22 protein-coding genes are annotated in these 24,198 nt (G+C 53.0%); 5 read left to right on the top strand and 17 right to left on the bottom strand.

Features of this window, described 5'->3' with window-relative positions; genetic code table 11:
• The first annotated feature begins 73 nt into the window (after window positions 1-73).
• On the top strand, window positions 74-808 hold the full coding sequence (locus D7S44_RS14990; protein WP_120456171.1) for a 2-phosphosulfolactate phosphatase: 735 nt from the start codon (window positions 74-76) through the stop codon (window positions 806-808).
• Between the two features lie 83 nt (window positions 809-891).
• Here D7S44_RS14990 and D7S44_RS14985 read toward each other — a convergent pair whose 3' ends face one another.
• Together D7S44_RS14985 and D7S44_RS14980 are read right to left on the bottom strand one after the other, a co-directional pair.
• Window positions 892-1,629, bottom strand: a complete 738-nt coding sequence (locus D7S44_RS14985; RefSeq protein WP_120456169.1) for a metallophosphoesterase — start codon at window positions 1,627-1,629, stop codon at window positions 892-894.
• A 495-nt stretch (window positions 1,630-2,124) separates the two neighbouring features.
• Entirely contained in the window at window positions 2,125-3,669 is a 1,545-nt protein-coding gene (locus tag D7S44_RS14980; protein ID WP_120456167.1) for a methyl-accepting chemotaxis protein, read from the bottom strand.
• Window positions 3,670-4,416: 747 nt separating this feature from the next.
• Between D7S44_RS14980 and leuA the strand changes: the two genes are divergently transcribed.
• Window positions 4,417-6,087: a 2-isopropylmalate synthase gene (gene leuA, locus D7S44_RS14975; RefSeq protein ID WP_120456165.1), complete on the top strand. Its 1,671-nt coding sequence runs from the start codon at window positions 4,417-4,419 to the stop codon at window positions 6,085-6,087.
• Here the strand turns inward: leuA and D7S44_RS14970 are convergent.
• The 9 genes from D7S44_RS14970 to D7S44_RS14930 all read right to left on the bottom strand — a co-directional run bounded on the left by D7S44_RS14970 (window position 6,077) and on the right by D7S44_RS14930 (window position 14,595).
• Window positions 6,077-6,838, bottom strand: coding sequence for an AraC family transcriptional regulator (locus D7S44_RS14970; protein ID WP_120456163.1), 762 nt, complete (start codon window positions 6,836-6,838; stop codon window positions 6,077-6,079). The two genes, leuA and D7S44_RS14970, sit on opposite strands and share 11 nt — an antisense overlap.
• Window positions 6,839-7,135: 297 nt before the next feature.
• On the bottom strand, window positions 7,136-7,999 hold the full coding sequence (locus D7S44_RS14965) for an alpha/beta hydrolase (RefSeq protein ID WP_120456581.1): 864 nt from the start codon (window positions 7,997-7,999) through the stop codon (window positions 7,136-7,138).
• A gap of 490 nt (window positions 8,000-8,489) precedes the next feature.
• Window positions 8,490-9,716, bottom strand: a complete 1,227-nt coding sequence (fucP, locus tag D7S44_RS14960) for an L-fucose:H+ symporter permease (RefSeq protein ID WP_120456161.1) — start codon at window positions 9,714-9,716, stop codon at window positions 8,490-8,492.
• Window positions 9,717-9,752: 36 nt separating this feature from the next.
• On the bottom strand, window positions 9,753-10,103 hold the full coding sequence (locus D7S44_RS14955) for an L-rhamnose mutarotase (RefSeq protein ID WP_120456159.1): 351 nt from the start codon (window positions 10,101-10,103) through the stop codon (window positions 9,753-9,755).
• Window positions 10,100-10,876, bottom strand: coding sequence for an L-fucose dehydrogenase (locus D7S44_RS14950; protein WP_120456157.1), 777 nt, complete (start codon window positions 10,874-10,876; stop codon window positions 10,100-10,102). Before D7S44_RS14950 ends, D7S44_RS14955 begins: the two co-directional genes overlap by 4 nt.
• The gene (locus D7S44_RS14945) at window positions 10,854-11,708 is read right to left on the bottom strand and encodes an amidohydrolase family protein (protein ID WP_120456155.1); all 855 of its coding nucleotides are present in this window, start codon (window positions 11,706-11,708) and stop codon (window positions 10,854-10,856) included. The genes D7S44_RS14950 and D7S44_RS14945 overlap by 23 nt, the downstream gene beginning before the upstream one ends.
• Window position 11,709: 1 nt before the next feature.
• Window positions 11,710-12,996 carry an L-fuconate dehydratase gene (locus tag D7S44_RS14940; RefSeq protein WP_120456153.1) on the bottom strand — a complete coding sequence of 429 codons (1,287 nt, stop codon included), beginning with the start codon at window positions 12,994-12,996 and terminating at the stop codon, window positions 11,710-11,712.
• A complete protein-coding gene (locus D7S44_RS14935) occupies window positions 12,993-13,841 on the bottom strand; it encodes a fumarylacetoacetate hydrolase family protein (RefSeq protein ID WP_120456152.1) in 849 nt (282 codons plus the stop codon). Before D7S44_RS14935 ends, D7S44_RS14940 begins: the two co-directional genes overlap by 4 nt.
• Window positions 13,842-13,854: 13 nt before the next feature.
• Window positions 13,855-14,595 (bottom strand): SDR family oxidoreductase, encoded by a 741-nt coding sequence (locus tag D7S44_RS14930; RefSeq protein WP_120456150.1) that lies wholly within the window; start codon window positions 14,593-14,595, stop codon window positions 13,855-13,857.
• A gap of 194 nt (window positions 14,596-14,789) precedes the next feature.
• Between D7S44_RS14930 and D7S44_RS14925 the strand changes: the two genes are divergently transcribed.
• A complete protein-coding gene (locus tag D7S44_RS14925) occupies window positions 14,790-15,542 on the top strand; it encodes a FadR/GntR family transcriptional regulator (RefSeq protein WP_120456148.1) in 753 nt (250 codons plus the stop codon).
• A gap of 82 nt (window positions 15,543-15,624) precedes the next feature.
• Window positions 15,625-16,014: a hypothetical protein gene (locus tag D7S44_RS14920; RefSeq protein WP_147402109.1), complete on the top strand. Its 390-nt coding sequence runs from the start codon at window positions 15,625-15,627 to the stop codon at window positions 16,012-16,014.
• 23 nt (window positions 16,015-16,037) lie between these two features.
• On the opposite strand, the gene D7S44_RS14915 is transcribed toward D7S44_RS14920, so the two are convergent.
• From D7S44_RS14915 to D7S44_RS14905, 3 genes are all read right to left on the bottom strand, one after another.
• A complete protein-coding gene (locus D7S44_RS14915; protein WP_158591265.1) occupies window positions 16,038-17,198 on the bottom strand; it encodes a colicin-like pore-forming protein in 1,161 nt (386 codons plus the stop codon).
• 246 nt (window positions 17,199-17,444) lie between these two features.
• Entirely contained in the window at window positions 17,445-17,876 is a 432-nt protein-coding gene (locus D7S44_RS14910; protein ID WP_120456141.1) for a DUF2569 family protein, read from the bottom strand.
• A 466-nt stretch (window positions 17,877-18,342) separates the two neighbouring features.
• On the bottom strand, window positions 18,343-19,590 hold the full coding sequence (locus D7S44_RS14905; RefSeq protein WP_120456580.1) for an aromatic amino acid transporter: 1,248 nt from the start codon (window positions 19,588-19,590) through the stop codon (window positions 18,343-18,345).
• A 394-nt stretch (window positions 19,591-19,984) separates the two neighbouring features.
• On the opposite strand from D7S44_RS14905, the gene D7S44_RS14900 reads away from it, so the two are divergent.
• A complete protein-coding gene (locus tag D7S44_RS14900; RefSeq protein WP_120456578.1) occupies window positions 19,985-20,881 on the top strand; it encodes an alpha/beta fold hydrolase in 897 nt (298 codons plus the stop codon).
• A 12-nt stretch (window positions 20,882-20,893) separates the two neighbouring features.
• Here the strand turns inward: D7S44_RS14900 and D7S44_RS14895 are convergent, their stop codons facing one another.
• The 3 genes from D7S44_RS14895 to D7S44_RS14885 all read right to left on the bottom strand — a co-directional run bounded on the left by D7S44_RS14895 (window position 20,894) and on the right by D7S44_RS14885 (window position 24,196).
• Window positions 20,894-22,126, bottom strand: a complete 1,233-nt coding sequence (locus D7S44_RS14895) for an MFS transporter (protein WP_120456139.1) — start codon at window positions 22,124-22,126, stop codon at window positions 20,894-20,896.
• 100 nt (window positions 22,127-22,226) lie between these two features.
• Complete coding sequence (locus D7S44_RS14890; RefSeq protein WP_120456137.1) at window positions 22,227-23,102, bottom strand: DUF1932 domain-containing protein; 876 nt, start codon at window positions 23,100-23,102, stop codon at window positions 22,227-22,229.
• Window positions 23,102-24,196: a 4-oxalomesaconate tautomerase gene (locus tag D7S44_RS14885; protein WP_120456135.1), complete on the bottom strand. Its 1,095-nt coding sequence runs from the start codon at window positions 24,194-24,196 to the stop codon at window positions 23,102-23,104. Before D7S44_RS14885 ends, D7S44_RS14890 begins: the two co-directional genes overlap by 1 nt.
• Between the last annotated feature and the right edge of the window lie 2 nt (window positions 24,197-24,198).

Below are 24,198 nucleotides of genomic sequence, written 5' to 3'. Positions count from 1 at the left end.
ATCATGCAAATATGCTCCGTAACAGAGTCATGTTAAATTCGAGCCACCTGAAACCAGTAACGGGAAAGATTTCATGGAATGGTTCAGTCAGGACAGATTCGAGGTTCGTCTTGAATGGGGCTTACCTGCCATAGATTACTTAGCCAGGGAAGCTGACTGTGTCGTAATCGTTGACGTTATATCCTTTTCAACTTGCGTTAGCCTGGCTATCGATAATGGTGCCCGCATTTATCCCTATCCGTGGAAAGACGAATCAGCGTTGGAATATGGTATGAAAATCGGGGCGAAGACGGCCAGCCCAGACAGGCGATTCAGCGGTCAAGGTTACAGCCTGTCACCGGTTTCGATAAGGAATATAAGCGAAGGCGAAAGTCTGGTGCTCCCCTCTCCTAATGGCTCGGCTATTTCATTCAGGGCGCGGGATGCCGGAGTAAAGGTTTTTAGCGGCTGTTTCAGGAATATGTCTGCAACTGCGAAGGCATGTAGGGGTTTTAAGCGCGTCCTTGTTATTCCCTGTGGAGAACGATGGCCTGATGGCAGCCTTCGTCCTTCCCTTGAGGATTATGTGGCTGCTGGTGGCATTATCGCTGTGATGGGGGGCGGGAAGTGTTCACCTGAAGCACAGGCTGCCGTTGCTACCTGGCATCTTCATCAGAAGCAAAATTTACACTCGCTCTATGAATGCTCCTCAGCGCTTGAGCTTCAACAGCGCGGTTTTGATAAGGATGTAGACGTCTGTCTGGAGGTAGATACAGCTAAGCTGGCGTGCAAGTTGTATGGTGATTTTTATGCGTCAGATTTGACATGAGTAACCAGCTCATAGCGATCTTTTAAGACCCTGTTTTCATCTCTTAAAATATTGCCCTGATGCGCCTGATTTTTGATTGTTCATTAAACGCATACATGATGGCTGGTTAAATTGCTACTGGCGTAGCGGTGAATCATTAACGCGGGCGAATCACCCACCGGAGGAATATTTTTTGTTCCAAACCATAGCGGATTGGCCGGGCAGATGGAGCCACATATATAAGCGGGAATGCGCGCAAAAGTACCTGCGACGGGTCTGTGAACGTGCCCAGCAGAAATGGCCAGCAGTCTGGCCGATGTGCATTTAATCAAAGCTTCTAGCTGACCTAAACCTCTGCACATTGATTTATCCAGTTTCGGTATGCCTGTTTCAAATACGTGATGATGCATAAACAGCAGCACCGGAGAGCTCTTAGCGTTTCTGAGTTGTTTATCCAGCCATTCGATATGTTCAGCCACACTGCCATAATCTTCTTTATCAACCGTCGTATCCAGGCCGATCAATCGCAGGGTGCGGAAGTCATGGGTAAAGTGCAGGGCTCCTGTGGACGTATCAGGCGACCATTTGTCCTCACCCCATAAGGATCGCATCAAATGCCGATCGTCTGAATTACCCGGCAGGACTAACGAAGGATAACTCTGTTGTTTCAGACGGGCGGCTATTTTTATATAACCTTCACGCCACGGCCCATCAGTTAAATCACCAGAAAGCACAAGAATGTCAGGACGTAGATACGTAAGCCATGTTAGCACTCGGTCAAATCGCTGTAGGTGATCATTTTCGGGTGAGGCATGAATATCGGAAACCTGTGCTATCAGCATACAAACCTCAATGATTTTATGGGGGTTTAACCAAATGTTAATTTAAGCACATGGAACATACTCTGGCTCACGACTCCGCTTGCATTCCCAGTAGACTCTTTACCAGTACAACAGACAATGAGTGAATTTTTAAGACAAGTGAGCCTGGTATCAGATATAACCGGAATGGCTGTCAGGGCAGGCGTGATAAAAATTAATTACTTGACCCAATGTCAACGTCACCGAATCAGTGCTGCAGCAGATATGATTGCCTGTTTTGGGGTGTACAGTTAATCGTTTCATTAAATGCCTCACCTACGTAAAAGCAGTCAGTCTGTCATCGCGCACACGGCTGGGAATAATGAATAGTCAGTGCCTGTTTAGCTTAAGACCTGATGGTACCTTTATGGCTAAAAGAACCGCAGAGCTGATAATTTAAACTTTCTCCTGGACTAAAAAGCATTATGGAGGAGCAACAACTGAGCTCCTCCATATAAGTCTCAATTCACTGCCGCGTTAAGCCCCTGAAAGGCGGAATGTTGAAACGGCATGAGTGAGGTATTGTACCTGCTCCTCAAGAGAAGCAGCGGCTGCTGCGGATTCCTGAACAAGTGACGAGTTCTGCTGCGTCACGGAATCCATCTCAGTAACGGCCTGTTCAATTTGTCCGATACCGCGGCTTTGCTCATCAGATGCGGTCGAAATATGCTCCATAAGAACATTAACGCGGCTGACAGAAGAGATAATGGCATTCATCGCTTCTCCTGTCCGGCTAACCTGCTCAGAACCCGTATGTATGATATTTACCGACTCCGCGATCAGATTTTCAATTTCTTTAGCCGCAACAGCGCTGCGCTGCGCCAGGTTACGGACTTCCCCTGCCACCACCGCAAATCCCCGGCCCTGTTCTCCCGCCCGTGCCGCTTCAACGGCAGCGTTTAAAGCCAGGATATTTGTCTGAAAGGCAATGCCGTTAATGACGGAGATAATGTCCTCAATTTTTTTGGAGCTTGAGTTGATAAGTCCCATTGAAGTAATGACTTCGCGGGAAACTTTTTCTCCTTTCTCCGCATTGTCTACCGCCTCAGCCGTTAAGCGACAGGCTTCGAAAACATTGTCAGTATTCTGTTTTACCGTTGCGCCAAGTTCTTCCATGCTTGCAGCTGTTTCTGTTAACGCAGCCGCCTGTTGCTCCGTACGCGAAGCCAGATCGATGTTTCCGGCGGCAATCTCGCTGGAAGCAGTTGAAACGGAGTGTGCAGAATCACGTACCTGCATAATAATTCCGGTAAGCGACACCCGCATTCCCTCCAGAGACTCCATCAGACTCTGAATTTCACTGCGCGAGCTACGTTTTACTGGGACGGGTATGTCCAGGTGGCCTTCAGCAATAGCGTTGCAGTGTTTCACTGCGCTAAACAGAGGTGAAAGTACAAAACGGCGCATCAGCATTGAAATACCGACAATGACTACACCAAACAAAATCCCTATCAGGATCAGTATAATTACGCCCGAACTAAAGTGACGCTGCGCATCCTCATTTAGCTTTTTAGCGTAAGCCTCATGCTGAGCAAGGACCTTATCCAGTATGATTTCGTACTGCCGATCAAGATATATCACATTAGGAAGCAGCTTTTTAAAACGAGCCGGATCGCGGGCTTCTGCAGCCTTTATCAGCGGCTGAATACCCTGATTACGGTAGTTCAGATAAGCCTGACGATAGGCCTCTGCTTCCGGTTCTTCGCCCTCAAGCCGTGGCGCTTGAATATAGGCCTGAAAGGCCGCATCAGCTTTATCTGCAGCAGCTTTGACGCCATCAAGACTGGCCGTTAATTGCCCGTCTTTTTCATCAATTTCTTCCATATACTCCATTAATCTGACCCGCAATGTACGACTGTGATTGATGGGATCGATAACGGAGAGAACCACACGAATCTCTTTGTTTACTGCATTCAGTGATTCGTTACTGCGCACGAGCATCCAGATGCTGATGCCAACACTGACGACAAACAAAATCATCATTATTGAAAACACTAGCAATGAAGATTTTTTCAGCGACATATTTAACTTCCAGATAAATAAAAAAGGAGTGATCTATATCGGCATTCCTGACGATGCCGTTAGTTAATTAGGCCAGATTTGGCTTATGAAAAAGCTAAGTCGTTAAATATTTGGGTGATATTTTTAGAGCAGCTGACGGAACCGTTCCATTGGCTGTAAGGTTTATCGTTTGGAAGGGGCGAAGTAAGGGCGTGCCAGGATATGTGTTTGGGGAAGAAGACTCTACAACCGGCCTTATGCTACTGAGCTAATGAATTGTCCACTCCCCGCTCATAGCGGACTAAACGCAATGTGATGCTCCGGCGATTTCATACGCCCCGGCTCCCTCTTGAATCTCATAGCTAATATCTGGTCACGTAATAACGTCACGTCGTGACGCGCTGTTCACATTACACTTTCGTCTCACAGCAAGCCTCGGGGACCGACTGACACCCTTTTAGTCTGACCCGCTCAAGGCAAAAAGCGGACCCTGCCCCTCAGCTTAACGAAATGGCGAAGCAAAAGATTCCGGGCCTGGCTGGCTGAAAAAGTGCGGAGAATAAGGCTATGGATAGTAAATCTTACGTAGCTGGCAGCTGGTCAGCATCAGAGGCGAGTAAAGCTTAAGAGGTTTCCACCTGTTTGAATGTCCGTTAAAAAATAGTGCTGCGTGGTTGTCATGTTTGAATAAAGAGTTGTCACCTTCAGGTGAGTGTCCCGACCCGTTTAACAGGATACTGGGGCATCTTTGTTAAAGAGGAACCTCGTATGTTGAACGATCCTTCACTCAAATATAAAGCGCACCCTGCTGTCAGTCTTACTGACAGACAATGGCCGGATAACACCTTGACCCGCCCTCCGCGCTGGCTTTCTACGGATTTACGCGACGGTAATCAGGCGCTTGCTGAGCCCATGGACAGCGCGCGGAAAATGAAATTCTGGGATCTCCTTATTGCCTGTGGTTTCCGGGAAATTGAGGTCGCGTTTCCCTCTGCTTCACAAACGGATTTTGATTTTGTTCGGTCGCTGATTGAAGGTAAACGTATTCCACAAGATGTGAACATTCAGGTTTTAACTCAGGCACGAGAAGATTTAATTACGCGAACCTTTGAATCATTGCAGGGAGTTCATCAGGCGACAGTTCATTTATACAATGCAACGGCGCCACTTTTCAGGGAAATCGTCTTCCGTCAGACACGTGATGAAATTGTCCAGCTTGCCGTCAGCGCGGCCAGGCAAATCCGTCGCTTATGCGACGAGACGCCAGAGTCCAACTGGACATTTCAGTATTCTCCAGAAACGTTCTGCTTCACTGAGCCTGATTTTGCACTTCAGATTTGTGAGGCGGTGGCCGAGGTCTGGGAGCCGGATACCTCTCGCCCCATGATTATCAACCTTCCAGCGACGGTTGAGGTCAGCATGCCGAATATTTACGCCGATCAGATAGAATATTTTTGCCGCCATTTTTCGCGCCGCCAGCAGGTGTGCATAAGCGTCCATCCCCATAACGATCGTGGAACTGGCATTGCCTGTGCTGAACTTGCGCTACTGGCTGGCGCCGAACGCGTTGAAGGCTGTCTGTTTGGAAACGGAGAGCGTACGGGTAATGCGGATCTAGTGACGCTGGCGCTAAACCTTTATACGCAGGGCATCTCACCCGGGCTCGACTTTAGCCAAATGAAAAAGGTGATTGAAGTGGTGGAAGAGTGCAATCAGCTGCCTGTTCCGCCGCGTCATCCCTACGCTGGCGAACTGGTTTTTACTGCTTTTTCCGGCTCCCATCAGGATGCGATAAAAAAAGGGTTTGCTGCACGGCAGCGCTCATCAGATTCTGTCTGGAAGATCCCCTATCTGCCGCTCGATCCGGCAGATATCGGTTGCAGCTATGAAGCGGTTATCCGCGTAAATAGCCAGTCAGGCAAAAGCGGTGCGGCCTGGTTACTTGAGCAAAATCACAACCTCATACTGCCACGTCCACTTCAGCAGGCATTCAGCCTCCGGGTACAAAAAGAGGCGGAACGTGATGAAAAAGAAATGTCACAGATGGCTGTCTGGAACCTTTTTCGCCAGGCGTATGGCGTTGTTGATACCCCACCAGTATGTTTAAAAGAGTATGTCTGCAACAATCAGCCCGACCAGCGTACATTGCTTTCTGCTGAGATTATTTGCCATGGCAAAAAACTGAGCCTGACGGGTGAGGGAAACGGCTTGCTTTCAGCAGCGCTTACAGCCTTTTGCCGGGAAATGAAAACGGAACTTGAAATAGTGAGTTATCAGGAGCACACGCTTGGTAAACGCAGCGACAGTCGCTCTGTAGCCTATGTATGCTGCCAGGATCTGACGGGGAAATGTGGCTGGGGAGTCAGTATCGACAGTGACATTAGCCGGGCCTCTCTGCAAGCCATGCTGAACGCTGCAGCAAATTTCGTTACTGGCTGAAGTAATCACTCGGCGTCATCCCCATCACTCGCCGAAACATAGCGCTGAACGCGCCGGGGCTGGCGTAACCTGAATCCAGCGCCACTCGTGTTATTTGCTCGCCCTGCGCCAGACGCGTCAGGGCGTGCAGAAGACGCGCTCGCCGAACCCACTCGCTGAACTGCATGCCGGTTTGCTGGTAAAAATGGCGGTTGAGAGTACGTCCGCTGGCGCTGAATTTTACGGCTGCCTTCGCAATCGACCAGCTCTCATGCGGTGCATCGCGAACAGCCTGACACAGTTGTTTCAGGCGTTCAGAGACCGGCTCCGGCAGGTGAAACGGAAGCGTATCCATCAGGCGAATTTCATCCAGCATCAGTTCATAAACACGTTCAGCCCTGCTTCCTGGCGTGTAATCCGCAGGAAGCGTCAGCGCGCAGATAATCAGCTCCCGTAACAGATTACTCACGCCAATAACCTGACAGATGACGGGCAAATCAGCCCGAGCCAGCGGCTCGACAAAGACCCCTCTCGCCTTAACATCTCCTGTAATATGCAGTGCATGCGGGGTGTATGCCGGTATCCAGACTCCGCGTGAAGGAGGGACGACCCAAAATCCATGCTGGGTTTCAATGCGAATAACGCCGCTCAGGGTATGAATAAGCTGAGCACAGGTGTGCGTATGCAAACTTTCATAATCGCCGTGCCTGTAGTCATGTGCATAAGGGATAACTGACCTGCATGAAAAATCAAAGTCGCTATGTCTGGTCACTTAGTAGATTCGCTCCCTTTTTCACAGAGAGTCGTTCTGACTCTTTTTGACAGGCTGCCTTTCATGAAGGCTGTTTTATATGGCTTAGGATGCCATATTTTCCCCCAGCTTTTCCCGAACCGATATCATATCAATTTCGTGCTTTTTTAGCAGAGCTTCATTAAGCAAGGGGTTCCTCTCCCGAAAGAGAGTGTCCGCTTATCACGCATAGTTAACGTGTAACGCTGGCATGGGGTTAACTGCAGGCCAGGCACGAACGCACCTGAATGCAGGTGCGTGACTAAATAAGGTGAACGGCTAAGCGTGTTGTAAAAGAAAATGCCGGAGTTCCGCTGCAACTTCTTCCGGTGCTTCTTCAGCCATATGATGACCGCTGTTTATCGCTTTACCCTGGAGATTTGTTGCCCAGCTTTTCCAGATACTTAATACGTCGCCGTATATATCTTCCAGATCATCATATTTTGACCACAGGCAGAGCGTGGGACATTCAATCATCCGACCGAGCTGGCGATCCTGAAGCTCATGTTCCTTATCTATAGATAAACCAGCGCGATAATCTTCGATCATGCCGTGGACAGTCTCCGGATCGTGTATGGCTCGCCTGAATTCAACGTACTCTTCATCTCCCATGGATTCTGGCTGGCCGCCATACCATTTATCCGGGTCAGCCAGAATGGCTCGTTCTGGTTTTTCTGGTTGAGCAAAGAAAAACCAGTGATACCACTGTCTGGCAAATTTCTCATTACATCGGTTGAGCGCTTCAAGTATTGGAATGCAATCGAGTACGGCAAGGCGTGTAATGCGGTCCGGGTAGTCCAGAGCAGCTCTGTAAGCCGTGTAACTTCCTCTGTCGTGTCCAGCCATCGCAAACTGTTCGAAACCCAGCTGGCTCATCAGTTCTACACAATCTTTCGCCTTAGCTCTTTTAGACGAACCAATATGATGGGGCTGATCGGCGGGCTTTGATGAGCAACCGAAACCACGCAGATCGGGGCATACCACCGTAAAAGATTTGGCAAGCTCGGGGGCCACTTTTGACCAGGTTGCATGCGTACGCGGATGTCCGTGCAATAGCAGAACCGGAGGCCCGTTACCGCCATAACGAACATTAAGCTCTGCTTCTGACACGCTGATTTTGGTGTGCGTAAACCCCTCAAACATAAGTTTCTCCCGCCGGTTGCTCAGTAAAATTATAGCTGCCTTCTCGGTATCAACCCTTTCCAGCCCGGTGAGAAAAGGAAAAGGTAGCCGCACATCCAGGATGTTTCCCCTACGAGGCCTGAGAATCCTTATCCACATCTTCGCTGCACATCCGGCGCGTAAAGCTGTGGATAGTTTGCTGCAGGCCACGCCAGCAACAGGCTGCGAGCAACTGTTCAATTTATAACCTGTCGTTCCGCTGTAAACTCTGTTTCGCGAACGCAACAGCGCTAGCTAAAAAGTTAATCAGCAGCGAATAAAAGAGAAGCGAGCGTAACGGCAGTGACGACCAATTGCGTGGGCCATGTTCAAGATTGCGTGCCCGTATGCTTCTGATGATTTCTTTCGCTCTGCACGCCTGTCGGGCTGAAAAACGTTAAAGGGGCGACCCGCTGGATCACCCCTTTCGCCTTACACCATCGCTACCACACTCAACGCGATGCCCTCTTTATTATGAATGTCTCCGCTGCCTGAGCGCATAAGCCAGCACAACGGCAAAGCAGAGCAGCGGCAAACCGTAAGCCACGGCGGTACTGACATGGTCGGAAATCAGCCCCATGAAATAAGGCATAATCGCGCCGCCAACAATCGCCATGATCATAAATGAGCTGGCCTGTTTAGTGGCTGGACCGAGATTTTTCACGCCCATAGCAAAGATGGTTGGGAACATAGTGGACATAAAGAAGAAAATGGCGATCAGCGCAACAACTGAAACGTCGCCTGCGCCGAGCATCACCGTGGCACACAGCACGATATTAATCAGCGCATAGGCTGCCAGCATCGCTGCTGGTTTAACCCTGCCCATCAGCCAGGTAGAAAAGAAGCGGCCAAGCATAAAGCAGATCATCGCGACCGAAAGCATATAAGAGGCGCTCTGGTTGGTCACGCCGTGCCAGTGCTCGGTGGCGTAGTTAATAAAGAAGGCGCCCACCCCAACCTGCGCGGCAACATAAAAGAACTGCGCAATCACGCCGCCGACAAAATGTTTTTGCTGCCATAAGGTAGCGCCGGGCTGCTGCGCATGTTCACTGGCGGCCTCACGAATATCTGGCAAGGCGGTACGTTTAAATAGCAGCGCAATAGCGATGACCACAAACGCAATCACCACATAGGTCATTTTGACGCTATCCTGCGCAGCATCCTGGCTGGCGTGCGTAAAGAACAGCGAGCCGCCAATCATCGGTCCGACAAACTGTCCCAGTCCGTTAAAGGATTGCGCCAGGTTGAGACGGCGCTCCGCGCCGTTTGCATCGCCCAGCACGGTGGCATAGGGGTTAGCGGCAGTTTCAAGGCAGCCAAGGCCGCAGGCCAGCACGAACAGCGCAAACAGAAATACCGAGAAATTATTGACCATCGCCGCCGGCACAAACAGCAGCGCGCCAATGGCGTACAGCGATAACCCCGCAAGGATCCCCGCCTTGTAGCCGTGACGGCGCATAAAATAGCCCGCCGGCAGCGCCACAATAAAATAGGCACCAAAATAGGCCGCCTGTAGTAATCCTGACTGGGCTTTGGTGACGTTTAACGTTTCCTGAAAGTGTTTATTTAAAACATCCAGCAGGCCGTATGACACGCCCCACATAAAAAACAGGGTGGTGATCAGCATGAACGCCCAGCGCAGGCTAATAGAACCCCCGACGCCAATATTTTCTGGCGTCTCAACGCGTTGTGTTGACATGGTTATATCCTCGTAGCGTACAGTCAGTAAGTGTTGTTATTGGTCCTGCAAAGAGAATATTCGCGCCATCGCCACCCATTTTTCCCCTGCGGGCGTCCAGGGCGTTGGCTGCTGGAATTGCCACATCAGCGCTTCCCAGCGCTGAATATGCGGATTTTGTTCAGATGCCTGAGCAAAATCCTGCGCGTTAAACCGATCGTTCACCTCCATTAGCATAAAAAGTCGGGTACCCAGCCGGTAGATCTCCATATTGACGATGCCGTGCTGGCGCAGATGGTCCGCTACTTCCGGCCAGATGCGCTGATGCAGGCGCTGGTATTCGGCGATCTTGTCCGGCTCATCCACCAGATCCAGCGCCAGACAGTAGCGCGCTGTTGCGCCGCTCATAACAGCGCCCGATCGAGATGCAGATAGCCGCCATCGACGCTCAGCCATTCGCCGGTAGTGTGTGAAGCGCGCTGCGACAGCAAAAAGACCGCGGTATTGGCGATCTCCTCCGGCGTGGTCATGCGCTGGCCGAGCGGAATACGCTGGGTGATTTTCGCCAGTTCGCCCTCGGGATCGGCGAAGGTGCCAATCCAGCGTTCATAGAGCGGCGTCATCACTTCGGCGGGCACCACAGCGTTCACCCGCCCCCCGCTGCTCCGCAGCGACACCGCCCACTCCCGCGTCAGCGCCAGAATTGCCCCTTTCGCCGCGCAGTAACCGCTGGTGCCGCCCTGCCCACTTAGCGCGGTTTTTGAGGCGATATTAACGATTGCTCCGCGGCTTTTTTCCAGCGCGCCCTGGCAAAAGTGCGCCATCTGGTAATAGTGCAGCAGGTTCTTTTCCAGCGAAGCGACGAAAGCGCTGCGTCCCGCTTCCAGCCCGACGCCATCGTTGACGCCAGCGTTGTTCACCAGCCCGTCGATGCGCCCGAACTGTTGCAGCACCGCCTCAACCGCGCGCTGACAGTTCTGCTCGTCGCAAAGGTCGGCCATCAACACTTCGGTTTGCGGCTGCAGTTCACGCAGGCTGGCCAGCCACATCTCTTCCGGCTGCGCATTGGTGACGATGGCGGGGATCGCGCCCTCTTCCGCCAGCAGACGGGAGATAGCGGCGCCGATGCCCGACCCGCCGCCGGTGACGATCACTACTTTATCCTGCAAAAACAGATTCATTGTTCTCTCCTGTCAGGCCATATACCTGCGCGGCCGTGTTGCCCCAGATAGCGGCCTGTTCGTTGGTGGACAGCTCAGCTGTCGCTTCATCAATCAATTCCGCCACCGCGTGATACTCCGCTGCCAGCAGGCAGACCGGCCAGTCAGAACCAAACATCAGGCGTTGCGGGCCGAAACGCGCCAGCGCTTCGCTGATAAAGGGCCGCAGCTGCGCGCTGCTCCACTGCCCGTGCGGCGCTTCGGTCACCAGCCCAGAGAGTTTGCATACCACGTGCGGCATCGCAGCCAGTTCCGCTACCTGTTCGCCCCAGGCCTGCGCGCCGCGCGCAATATCGGGTTTACCGAGGTGATCGAGCACCAGCCAGTGGCGATCGTGCTGCGCGGCGAATCGGGTGGCGTCCGCCAGATGACGCCAGGTCACCAGCATTTCCCACACGTAGTCCCGCTGCTGCAGCTGACGGATACCATCCGCCACGCGCGGTTGCCGTAGCCATGCGGCGGGATCGCGCTCATCCTGCACCTGATGACGGAAACCGCGCAGCAGCGGATGCTGTAATGCAGCCAGCTGCTTCGTCAGATCCGCCGCGGTGATGTCGATCCAGCCAACCACCTGCGTCGCCGGTTGCTGCTGCACCCACTGCAACAGCTGCTGCGTCTCCTCCACGCACTGTCGTGCCTGCACCGCAATCGAGCCCTGCAGCTGCCGTTGCGCCAGCAGCGGCGCAAGGTCGTCCGGTAAATAATCCCGTTGCAGACGCGTCATGGACTCAGCGATCCACGGATAGTCCACCGCGTCGTAGCGCCAGAAATGCTGATGAGCGTCGATTCGCACTTCAACCTCCCTGCGCGCGATAGCGGTACTTCTCGCGTGAAGCGGGATACATCTCAATGGAGAAGCCGGGCGCGGTCGGCGGCATATAGCTGGCGCCGCGGATTTCGCAGGGATGCAGAAAGTGTTCGTGCAGATGATCGACATACTCGATGACCCGGCCTTCATGGCTGCCGGCTATGCAGACAAAGTCGATCATCGACAGGTGCTGGACGTATTCGCACAGTCCCACGCCGCCAGCATGCGGGCATACCGGCAGCTGATATTTTGCCGCCATTAACATCACCGCCAGCACTTCGTTAACGCCGCCGAGGCGGCAGGCGTCTATCTGCACCACATCGATCGCTTCACGCATAATCAGCTGCTTGAAGATGATGCGGTTCTGGCACATCTCGCCGGTTGCGACCTTAACTGGCGCTACGCCCTGGCGAATTTTGCGATGCCCTTCGATATCGTCCGGGCTTGTCGGCTCCTCAATAAACCAGGGGCGCGCGAACGCCAGCTGCTGAACCCAGTCTATTGCCTCATTCACTTCCCACACCTGGTTGGCGTCGATCATTAGCTGGCGATCCGGCCCCAGCACCTCGCGCGCAATACGCACGCGACGGATATCGTCTTCAAGGTCGCGTCCGACTTTCAGCTTAATGTGGGAGAACCCGGCATCGACAGCCTGCTGGCAGAGGCGGCGCAGTTTATCGTCGTCATAGCCGAGCCAGCCCGCCGAGGTGGTGTAGCAGGGATAACCCAGCTGCTCAAGCTGGCGGATGCGCTCCGCTTTGCCCGCCTGCTGTGCTGTCAGCAAGGCGAGCGCCTCGTCCGGCGTGATGCAGTCGGTGAGATAGCGGAAATCGATGCAGCGTACCAGCGCCTGCGGCGACATATCGGCCACCAGTCGCCACAGCGGCTTCTCTTCCGATTTCGCCCAGAGATCCCATACTGCGTTAACTACCGCGCCGGTCGCCAGATGAATGGCGCCTTTATCCGGGCCGATCCAGCGCAGCTGGCTGTCGCTGGTTATGTCGCGCCAGAACTGCCCCATATCGGCGGTAATGGACTCCAGCTCACGACCGACGATCAGATGTTCCAGCGCGCGGATCGCCGCACAGCAAATTTCATTGCCGCGCCCAATGGTAAAGGTCAGCCCGTGACCGCTGATCGCCGCGTTATCGGTTTCGATAATGACGTAAGCGGCAGAGTAATCAGGGTCGGGATTCATTGCATCCGAACCGTCAAGATGCTCGGACGTGGGAAAGCGGATATCCTCAACGCGCAGTGCGGTCAGTCTGGTCATTCTTCGCTGCCCTCGGTGATCTGACGCTGTTCGCCCAGTCCGGCGATCCCTAACCTGATGACCTGTCCCGGACGCAGGTAGACCGGCGGTTTCTGCCCCATGCCGACGCCCGGCGGCGTGCCGGTAGAGATAACGTCGCCCGGCTGCAGGCTCATAAACCGGCTGAGATAGCTGATGATATGCGCCACCGAAAAGATCATGGTGCGGGTGTTGCCGTTCTGATAGCGCTTGCCGTCTACCTCCAGCCAGAGATCGAGCTGCTGCGGATCGGCGATTTCATCGGCGGTCACCAGCCAGGGGCCGATGGGGCCAAAGGTGTCGCAGCCTTTGCCTTTGTCCCAGGTGCCGCCGCGTTCGATCTGATATTCCCGTTCTGAGACGTCGTTGACCACGCAGTAGCCTGCAACATGCGACAGCGCATCCTCTTCCGCGATATAGCTGCCGCCTTTGCCGATCACCACGCCCAGCTCCACCTCCCAGTCGGTTTTTACCGAGCCGCGTGGAATGCGCACCGCATCGTTTGGCCCGACCACCGCGCTGGTCCATTTGCCGAACACTACCGGCTCTTGCGGGATCTCTGCGCCGGTCTCCGCAGCGTGATCGGCATAGTTCAGTCCGATACAGATAAACTTGCCGATACGCCCGACGCAGGCGCCAGTGCGCGGCTGCCCGCTGATTTTGGGCAGCTCGCTGAGCGGCAGCTGACGCAGCCTGTCGAGCGAGTCCGGCAGCAGCGCATCGCCTGCGATGTCATCAATGTAATGCGACAGATCGCGCAACTCGCCCTGCTCATCCAGCATTGCCGGACGCTCTTTACCCGGTTCGCCCACACGTAATAATTTCATTGTTCCACTCCTGTTAGTTGCTCCAGCCGCCATCAATAATCTGCGCGGTACCGGTGGTATAGGCGCTGGCATCAGAAGCCAGATAGGCCGCCAGATACGCGATCTCCTCTGCCGTGCCGATACGGCCAATAGGCTGACGCGCGACAAAGGCGTCATAAACTTCCGCTTCCGCTCTTCCTTCCGCCTGCGCCTGCGCGGCGATGCGCTGGCGCAGCGACGGCGAATCCACCGTGCCGGGACAAATAGCGTTGCAGCGGATGCCGTCGCCGATGTAATCCGCTGCCACCGAGCGCGTCAGGCCAATCACCGCCGCTTTGGTCGCGCTATAGGCAAAGCGATTAGCCACGCCTTTCACGCTTGATGCCACCGATGACATGTTAATAATCGAGCCCTTTTGCTGTTTAAGCATCGCGGGGAGAAACGCCTGGATCATGTGAAACATCGCTGTGACGTTCAGATCAAGCGCGAACTGCCATTCCTGTTCGCTGCACGCCAGCAGGCTGCCGCTGTGTACCACGCCTGCGCAGTTAAACAGCACGTCGAGGGTGCCAAGCTCCTGCGCCGCCGCGTTAATCGCCTGACGATCGGTGACATCCAGCAGGTAAGCGCGAATACCGGGCAACCCCTGCAGCGCGGCGAGGTTAATATCGCTGGCGATAACGTCCGCGCCCTGCTCAGCGAAGTAACGCGCGCTGGCCAGCCCGATACCCTGCCCGGCGGCGGTGATTAATATGCGTTTTCCGTGTAAATTCATTGCATTTCCTCTGGTCCAAAGATCTAATGGTCAGGCCATTAAGAGTGAATTTTGCCCTTCCGGGTTAGCAAATATCGCTGGCTACTTTTTCGCTGACGCATTACGTTTTATTGACATTTGCGTAACATTGACAAGTGCCCTGACGATTATTTGTGCATCTGGTCACTTAATTTATTTAGACAGGTAGCAGTGCCATGCCGATAAAGAAGATGGAAAACCCAAGGCTTTACAGACAGATAGCTGACCAGCTAATCAAGCTTATCGACAATAATGAATTTCCTCCCGGCAGCCGCCTGCCAGCGGAGCGGGAGCTGGCCGAGCAGCTACAGGTGAGTCGCGCATCGGTACGTGAAGCGTTAATCGCGCTGGAAGTGATTGGGCTGGTGGATGTGAAAGTTGGCAATGGCGTGATTGTAAAAGCACGTTCGAGTACGCAGGAACCCGTGATGATACAGGCCGGGCGCGATCAGTGGATCGAGCCGGACGATGAACTGGGGATTAACCTGGATTTCTCCACCGAACTGCCGCCGTTTTCGCTGTTGCAGGCGCGGCGCCTGATTGAGCCGGAGGCCGCTGCGCTTGCCGCCGTACATGCCAGCGACGAGGAACTGGCGCTGATCCGCGCAGCCTATTTGCAAAACTGCGAAGATAACCGCGCGCAGTCACGCACCCATCCCGGCGACCGCTTATTTCATATTCGCATTGCCCAGGCGAGCGGCAATCCAGCCTATGGTTTTATCATCGGTCATCTGCTTGGCCATCGCTATGGCAGTATGTTCCGTATGCTCCAGGCGCACTATACGCCGAGCGATATGCCGATTGTTTCGGAAACGGAGCACCTGACAATTCTCACTGCGCTTGAAAAGCGTGACGGGAAAGCCGCGCGAGTCGCGATGAAGCAACATATCGATCGGGTCATTGCCACCTTTGAGCGTGTGCAGGAGTGAGATTGCTTGCGGCAGTAAAGATTCAGGGCCAGGCGGGGCGACATGCCCGGCTTTGCCAGCCTGGAGCGTAACCGTTCTGCCTGTGATGTTTCTGGTCAAACGTGTCGGGCAGCCCCCATTTTCAGTACCGAAAAATAGTATTATGGTAATGTCCATTTTATTTCTTATCGGTTATTACATGATGAATAAATTTTTTTACATAAAGTATTTTATATACAGCGCTATTTTCTGGTCTTTTGTATTAACAGGGCTTACATATAATGATACTGCGGAAGTAAGTTATCTGACCAGTTTTATTGCATTCGCCCTTTGCTCATCCCTTTTCTTCCCGATGGGCGTTGATTTTATATACCGCATCTTTCCGACGCTGATGAAACCCACTCACTGGGGAAGGTGGGTGGGCTTTATTGCGCTTATATTTGCCGTACCTCTCGGTCTGTGCTGGCTTGCTCAGCGCATGATTAAACGCTGAAGTTACTCAGTCACAGCCCGAGGTTAACCAAATATCGTCGTTATTATATTATCCAAAATCTGGTCGCTAATCAGCGCACCCACCACGGTCATCAGTAATGCATAGCCCAGGATACCGATAGCCGTTCCTGTCATAACGGCAAATACCCAGGCCACTAGCTCCGTGGCTAAATAAGCGGCCCCCATACTTTCGACTTTGAGAAAGAACGGCTTATAGTCTCCGGAATTAAGGGGATTTTTTAATTCTCTGACCAGAATCCAGCCATCGATTCCATAGCTAACCAGGCTCAGCGCTTTGCTGTACTGAACGAGATTACGGGCTAAAGCATTAGCATCCAAAGCTGCAAGCGCGTTAGCCATAGCCTGGCGATCCTGAACCCCAAATTTGGCATAGATAGTTGCCTGATACTTATTAAACGCGGCAAGTGCTTCATCAGCATTACGTAATTTTTTACCCTGCGCGCTATCTGCAAGCTTCTGGGCGCTTTGCGCAGCTTTCTCACCAAATTTATCCGCTAAATTTTTCAGAAAGTCCGCAGTAAACTTCACGGCAGTCTCAATCTCCGCCGTTACCGTCTCTACTGATTTCATTGCGGCCTGCATCTCAGCAAGACCTTGTTGGTCAGCCTGAATCAGTTGTTCGACGTTAGCCTTATCTATCGCCCGAGCATCAATATACTCCTGCGCCTGTGCTGCATCGTCATCACTTGACGGCCACCACAGGCGGCCCTGCTGCATAATAATATCTATCTCAATATACTTCAGGCTACCTTGTTCAGAAGCGATTTTAGCCTGCAGTTCGGCTACCACTGCATTCTGATAGGCTACCAGCGCCTGTGCACGGGCGGCGGGACCCGCATTCAGTAAGGACAAATACGCGCTTCCAAGACGAGCAGTATTTTGCTGTGCGGTAAGTAAAGCCTGATCCAAATGCTTCTGCTGCAGATCTATTTCTTCCATCTGCACCAACATTTCTTGCCTGTGAATAGCGGGCACATTATCGGCCAAAGCCAATGGATCAATAGTAACTGAAACAGAATTTGGTTTCGTCACCAGGCCCATACCATAATTTTCTTCATAGCCACCAGCCCCGTCACTGTAAGTTTTCGCGTTTGTAATGTTAATAATTACCTGACCCGATGCCTCGTAAGGTATCCCATCTTTATAATAAGCGACTTTAGCCATATACCCCTCCAGATAATTAACTGGGATTTTTGTGTATTTGATTAAATTTAAAGTGCAGCCTGATTCTTTTAAGATCATGGAATGTTTACTTTTTTACCCCTCCTATTAATTTATTTTCCACAATATTTATTTCTACCCAATCTTACAGAGCATTCTCTTTAACGTTATCGAATTATCGTTAACCTCTTGACTACATCCGACTCGAGATGAATTATTACCCCCTTCCCAAGCGCTGACCCTACGTAATTACTTATAAAATACTGCCTTCACTTTACGCGACCTCATAAAATAAGGGATCCAGATTACTACGCCAACGACCCCTGCAATAACGATTGACTGCATTCTTAAACTCATGGGGATATTTTTGGAAAAATGGAGATAAAGGAACATCGGTGTGTAGCTTATAAAGTTCAGGATATAAAGTATTACCATAGCTTTTATGGCTTTTTTCTTCTGAGAGTAGAATAGTATTGTCGCGTAATAGGTCCATAACTGACAGATGATGCCGACAATGACCATATAAATTGAAAACCACAGCACCACAGGTTTATCTTCACTGATTTGCATATAAAGCATTTTGGTTATTTTATACAAATTGAAGGTTCCCACTATGCACGTCAACAAAAGACCAATTGCGGGTAAGTATAAAAAACCATTTATTTCGTTCTCTTTCTTCATCAGAATCTCCTTCGTTTCGGCAGTATCCTTTTCATGTGACTTATTGCCCTGATATGAGTTTTTCACCCTATAAACTGAAATAAAGCAGTGTTACTTAGATATCATAACTGTCGCCACCTGTAAATAATAATGATAATCATTATCAATTCAAAATAACCTGTGATGTTAGAATGTCCCCCCATTCCCCAGAAAAAATTTAAAAATCAACCAAGTAAAGCAGGCTCACATATAACTTCTGGTATCAAAAGAGAAGCAAACCATAGAGGATCGACGGGTTTTCGGAAGCATAAGAGCATATACAGGAGGCAAACAGAGAGACGTTTTTTTCAGGCCTCAGAATAGGGATAGAGCATCTGCCTGTAAGGCATTGGGTTATCTGACGCTAAGCGATTTTTAAGCAAAATATGGATTCTTTCCTTACTAACAGCCTGCCTTTTACAGACAGGCTGTTAGCGTTCATTCTTCTCTAACCCTGAAAAACAGGCAGTAAATTAAACCAGCTCAGCGTCCAGGCCAGGATATTTAACACACCAAAGGTGATGACTATCCCTGGCAGAATGCATCTCAAGCTATCCCTGCCGTTTTGCTCAGCGAAACGCTTCTGCGCGTTGATATAAAGCAAAGCCGGAACGATAACCGCCCAGAGCGTGGCGAAAAGACCGGCAAAGCCAATGGCAGCCAGAAAACCGTTCGGAAACCATAGCGAGGCGCTCAGAGCGGGAACAAACGTCAGCAAGGCAACTTTAAAACGTGCCAGAGGCGTGTTACCCAGCTTCAGGCGATCGGCTATAAAATCAAAAAGACCGGCAGTCACCCCTAAAAACGATGCGATAACCGCGAAATGTGAAAAAAGCGTCATCATAAATGTCAGCGCGCCCACATGAAGACGATCGCGTAATGCCGCGAGCAGCGCGGCAATATCCCCCCCGGCCGCCACAACGGCGGGAAACGAGGCGCGCGGCAGATTGCCCATCGTACCGGTCATCCAGAACAGGTAAATAATCAGCGACATCAGGGTGCCGAACACCAGAGCGCGTCGGACCTTCTTCTCTTCGCCAGCATAGTAGGTTATCAGGCCGGTAATATTGCCATGATAACCGAACGACGCGAGGCAGAATGGCAGCACGCCTAATGCATAAGGCCAGTAAGACTGCGCCTCAGAACCCGCATTGGTAAGGGTGAACAGGTTTACCTGCGTGAGCAATCCACCAAAAACGGAGACCAGCAACAGAAGTTTGGCCAGCACGCAAAAAGTCATTATCCTGCTGACCCCTTTCGTTCCCAGCCAGACGACGACGGCAACGCACAGCGTCAGGATCACTTTTGCGCCCGCGTTTGAAACCGGCAGGCCCGCGCTGTTAAGGGAATGCTGATAGACCGGTCCGCTCGCGGAAATATAAGCATATGTCAGAATGCCCAGCACAAACAGAATGCTCAGGCCATTGATGGCGGCCCAGCCGCGTCCTAACAATGCGCGAGTCAGCGTATCGTAGCCAGAGCCTGTCGGGAAATAGCGACTGGCCTTTAAAAACATCAGCCCCGACAGCAGCATCGATCCCCAGCTGACCAGCAGGATAAACAGCGACCAGCCGAACCAGGCGCCAGCCATTACAACCGGCAGCGTAAACATCCCTGCGCCTACCACCGTTCCGCAGATAATCATGGCGCCCCACCATACTGAAGGCTGGCGCCGTGCTAATGCTGTTTCTGTCATTACGTGTTCCGATAAAAAGGCTAAAAAGCGATGGCAGAGCATACCTCATTAGCGGGTGGTTCTGTCCAGGCTCAACCGGTCCCGGCACGTCAAACGCTATGGTTATCGCCAGCCGCGCCCAACGCCGCACCGGTTAAACGGTTGTGTTTATCCCTGCGCCTCTTGAAGAAAAGCGGATATGAAGCTTGACGCATTCTGCGCGCCACAATTAGGATATGACCGTTTCCTAATTTAACAGGGAGGCGATGCCGCCATCGCGCAGGCCCCGCCAGTGCGGGTCTGAGCAGGTGTCATTCATTTTTATCGCGTGATGCAGACCCTGGCGACGCCCGCCTGGATCGCCCGAGCGGCGCGTTGCGATACAGCGTTTTCTTTCTACCTAAAGGACAAGATTATGATTCATGGAACTATGCCGTCACCGCCAGAAGGTTTCAGCCATAAATTCGCCACGGCTAAGGGTTTGCGCTTTCACTATGTCGAGGGCGGCGTGCAGGAAGGGAGTACCGTGGTTCTGGTGGCGGGGTTTCCAGAGAGCTGGTATGCCTGGCGACACGTTATGCCGCTGCTTGGTGATCGCTTTCATATCATCGCGCTGGATTTACCCGGCCAGGGAGACAGCGATCGGCCACTCGACGGCTACGACACGCACACCGTCGCTCACCGCGTTCACGATCTGCTGGATCATCTTGGCGTCAAGCGATATTGCCTTGCCGCTCATGACGTCGGTGCCTGGGTCGCCTTTCCCTATGCACACTTATTTGCTGACGAAGTCGCATCGCTGGTATTAATGGATGCTGGCATCCCGGGCGTTACCCTTCCCGATATGCTGCCCACCGCTTCCAGAAACGCCTGGAAAACCTGGCACTTCTCTTTTCACGCCGTGCCGGATCTCCCTGAGATACTGCTTGCAGGGCGAGAGAGAGCCTATCTTGAATGGTTTTTCTGGAATAAAACCGCCAGCCCCGCCTGTTACGGCGAGGAGGCAATCGCGGAATACTTAAGGATCTACGGCGCTCCCGGCGGCATGCGGTCTGGCCTGGCGTTTTACCGCTCCGCGGCCTTATCCGCTGAGCAGAACCGGGCGCTATCTCAACAAGGTAAACTCATGATGCCGGTACTGGGCTTAAGCGCCGATCAAGGTTCAATCCCTGATATGTCCGCCGCGCTGCGTGATTTTGCCGCCGATGTCGCAGGAAAAACCATTAAAGAGTGCGGCCACTTCCTGCCTGAGGAAAAACCCGAAGCTGTCGCGGAGGCATTAGCGCGTTTCTTTACAGGCAGCCCCCAATAGGGGGCCCGTCCTTTACTCTATTTTTGCCAAATCGACGCCGGTGGCATTGGGCAGGCAGAGCGCAGCGATAATCCCGATGGCATAGGATGTAATAGCCAGTATGCCCATTGCATAGCCTAAGTGGATCTGGCTGGACGCGATGCCCACCAGCGCAGGCATTAACGAGCCGAATCCACGTCCAAAACTGGCGCAGAAACCTGCGCCGCTCCCGCGGATAGAGGTAGGGTAAAGCTCCGAGAAAGCGGGCGTTAAACCTGAAGCTAACCCGCCCTGCAACGCGCCCAGGAAAAACCCCAGCGCCAGCGTAATGTTCAGGCTAATGTCAGCAAACATATAGACGCTGACTACGACGATTTGACCAATCAGAAAAAGGATAATGGTTTTCCAGCGCCCTAAGTTATCGCTTAATCTGCCATAAATAAAAGGCCCTACCAGCGATCCGATAATATTGATCGCTAAATAGCCGGACATAGATACCACCGGCAATCCCAGCTCCATACGTAAATAGGTAGGCAGCCAGGTGATCATAATGTACGCGCCGCCGAAGATGCCGCTGGCGAGCAGCGTCGCCGTCACGGTTATACGCCGATGCTTTTGATGAAAGATATCACCTATTTTGCTTTTTTGCCTGTTCTCACGGGTGCGGGTAAAAACGGGCGATTCCGGAACCAGACGACGAATAAACCAGACAAGCACAGCCGGAATAATACCGATAAGGAAAAAAAGCTTCCAGGCTAACTCTTGTGGAAAGAAATTAAGCAGTACCGGCAATACCGCTAACGATATCGCGTAGCCAAGCGCATAGCCGCTCTGGATCGAAGCGCCGACACGGCCACGATAGCTGGCGCGAATCACTTCGCTGATCAACACGCCGCCGACTACCACCTCTCCGCCATAGCCTAACCCCTGTAGAAAACGGACGGCCAAAAACTGCCAGAATTCACCGCAGAGCGCCGTCAGCGCCGTAAAGCAGGCTACCCATAACACTGTCAGCTGCATCACGCGTATACGTCCCCAGCGATCGGCAAGCATACCCGCGCTCCAGCCGCCGAGCGCACTGCCAATGAGTGATGCTGAACTTAAAATACCCGCTTCCGACTTAGTCAGGATCGCCAGACTTAATAATATCGGCATGACCAGCGAATAAATGGTGCTGTCCATGGAATCCAGCGTAAATCCACCCAGACAGGCCCACCAGGTTTTCTTTTCGTCTTTATTTAATTCGCTGTACCATCCTGCTTTCATTATTCACCTGCCGTTTATAATAAAAAGAATAAAAGCCTCTTCTCAGAAAAGATGAGGCCATAAGATGCATGGAATAATTATTCTGGTCAGGTGAAGAAATTTATCTGGCGAGACGCGCCATCGTCTCCTGCCAGACGAAAGGCGTTAATTCCTGATAGCTCACGCCGCGCTCAGCCATGGTTGCTGGCAGACCAGCCTGTATCTGCTGCGTTGCCTTGCTCATGAACGCAGCGACGCCGACATCCTGTAGCGTTTTAACCACTTCCCCCATCTCTTCGGCGCGTCTGACGCCATGCTCCGCAACCCGGCTGATAAGGTAGTGCGGCAGCTGATCGTCCCATCCCAGCGATGGAAAGCTGGCATGCAGCGAAGCAAGAACGGCCTCTTCCACGCCATAGTGCTGTGCGGCGCTGAGGCACTCGGTGGTGAGCGCCTCCAGACCTTTTATCATCACGCTGCGACACATCTTGATTGCCGAAACGTCCCCAATATTGTTACTGGCCGCGCGTGCGTTGCAGCCCAGCATGCACAGGGCGACTGCGGCGCGAGCCGCCGCTTCGCCGCCTGTCAGCAGCGGCGTCTGCAATCGTTTAGGCGGAACGGGAGCCATTACCGCAACGTCCAGATAGTCTCCGTCACCCTTTTTTATCGCCTTCGCCGCCGCGCGCTTGGTTTCAGGCGCAACGGAGTTGAAGTCGAGAAAAAGCTGTCCGCTACCCAGCAGCGGCGCCGCCTGCGCGGCGACCTCCAGGGCATTTCCTGCTGTAACCAGCGACAGCACAAATTCAGCCCCTTCCAGCGCATCCGCCATTGAGCTGGCTGGCTGAACCGCGGCCTGTTCCGCTATCGCTCGTAACGACGCGCCTTGCTCAGTAAGAAACTTTTTATCCCAGACGCGCACATTTGCGGCGCGCGCCAGGTCCTGCGCGTAAATTTGCCCTGCTTCGCCAAAGCCAATCACTGCTATGCGCGTCATTACACTTCTCCCCGTTTGCCCGGCCAAAGCGAACCCGGGATCGCGACACACCCCTCAAACAGCAGGCGTGCGGTGCGAATCAGCCCACTGTTTACTACGTTGCCCGCCTCATCCCGCGTGAGCATCACGCTGAATTCACCTTCGGGATGTTCTATCGCCAGACGCTGTTCCTGCGCCTCGCTGACCTGCGCCAGCCCTTCTGTTACCGAACCGGGTATCAGGCAGGCTGTCGCCACGCTCACCGCCCCTAACACCCCGATCGAAGCGTGGCAGCGGTGGGGAATAAAAGTACGGGTGGTGAGTGCGCCGCCCTTTTCCGGCGCGGCGATCAGCGTCATCTTCGGTACGGTGCGTTTCGCCACATCCCCCAGGTTCATGCGTGGCCCCGCCTGCAGGCGAATCGACTCCAGATGCGCTTTCAGCTCATCGTCGTTGTCCAGCTGCTCGCGCGTTTCCAGCCCGCTGCGTTGCAGATCGGCGGCGCGCAGCAATACCACCGGCATGCCGTTATCAATACAGGTCACCTCAATGCCATCAAAGGTGTCGCGTGCGTTCCCGGTGGGCAGTAGCGCGCCGCAGGTGGAACCGGCAATATCCTGGAAGTTCAATACCTGTTCGGCGGCAGAGCCGGGCACGCCATCTATTTTCGTCTCGCCCTGATACTCAACCGCACCATCTGGCGTGGCGATACGCGCCTCTGCGATTTGACCGGTGTTGACCATAAAAATACGCACCCGCGTGACGTCACCCTGCGCCTTGATCAACCCCTTTTCCACCGCGAAAGGCGCGACGGCAGCAAGAATGTTGCCGCAGTTTTGCCCGTAATCCACCACTGCTTTATCGACGTTGACCTGGGCGAACAGGTAGTCGACATCAGCATCCGCGCGCGCGGAAGATGAAATAATCGCGACTTTACTGGTCAGCGGATCGGCGCCGCCCAGGCCGTCAATCTGGCGCGGATCGGGCGAGCCCATCGCCGCCAGTAACACCTCATCGCGCAGCGGCGCCTCGGCGGGCAGATCGCTGGCGAGAAAACAGGCGGCTTTAGAGGTGCCGCCACGCATTAATACGCAGGGAATAAGGGTCTGTTTCATGA

Source organism: Pantoea piersonii, assembly GCF_003612015.1.
Taxonomy (GTDB): domain Bacteria; phylum Pseudomonadota; class Gammaproteobacteria; order Enterobacterales; family Enterobacteriaceae; genus Pantoea; species Pantoea piersonii.
This window is presented reverse-complemented; position numbering and strand designations above follow the sequence as displayed.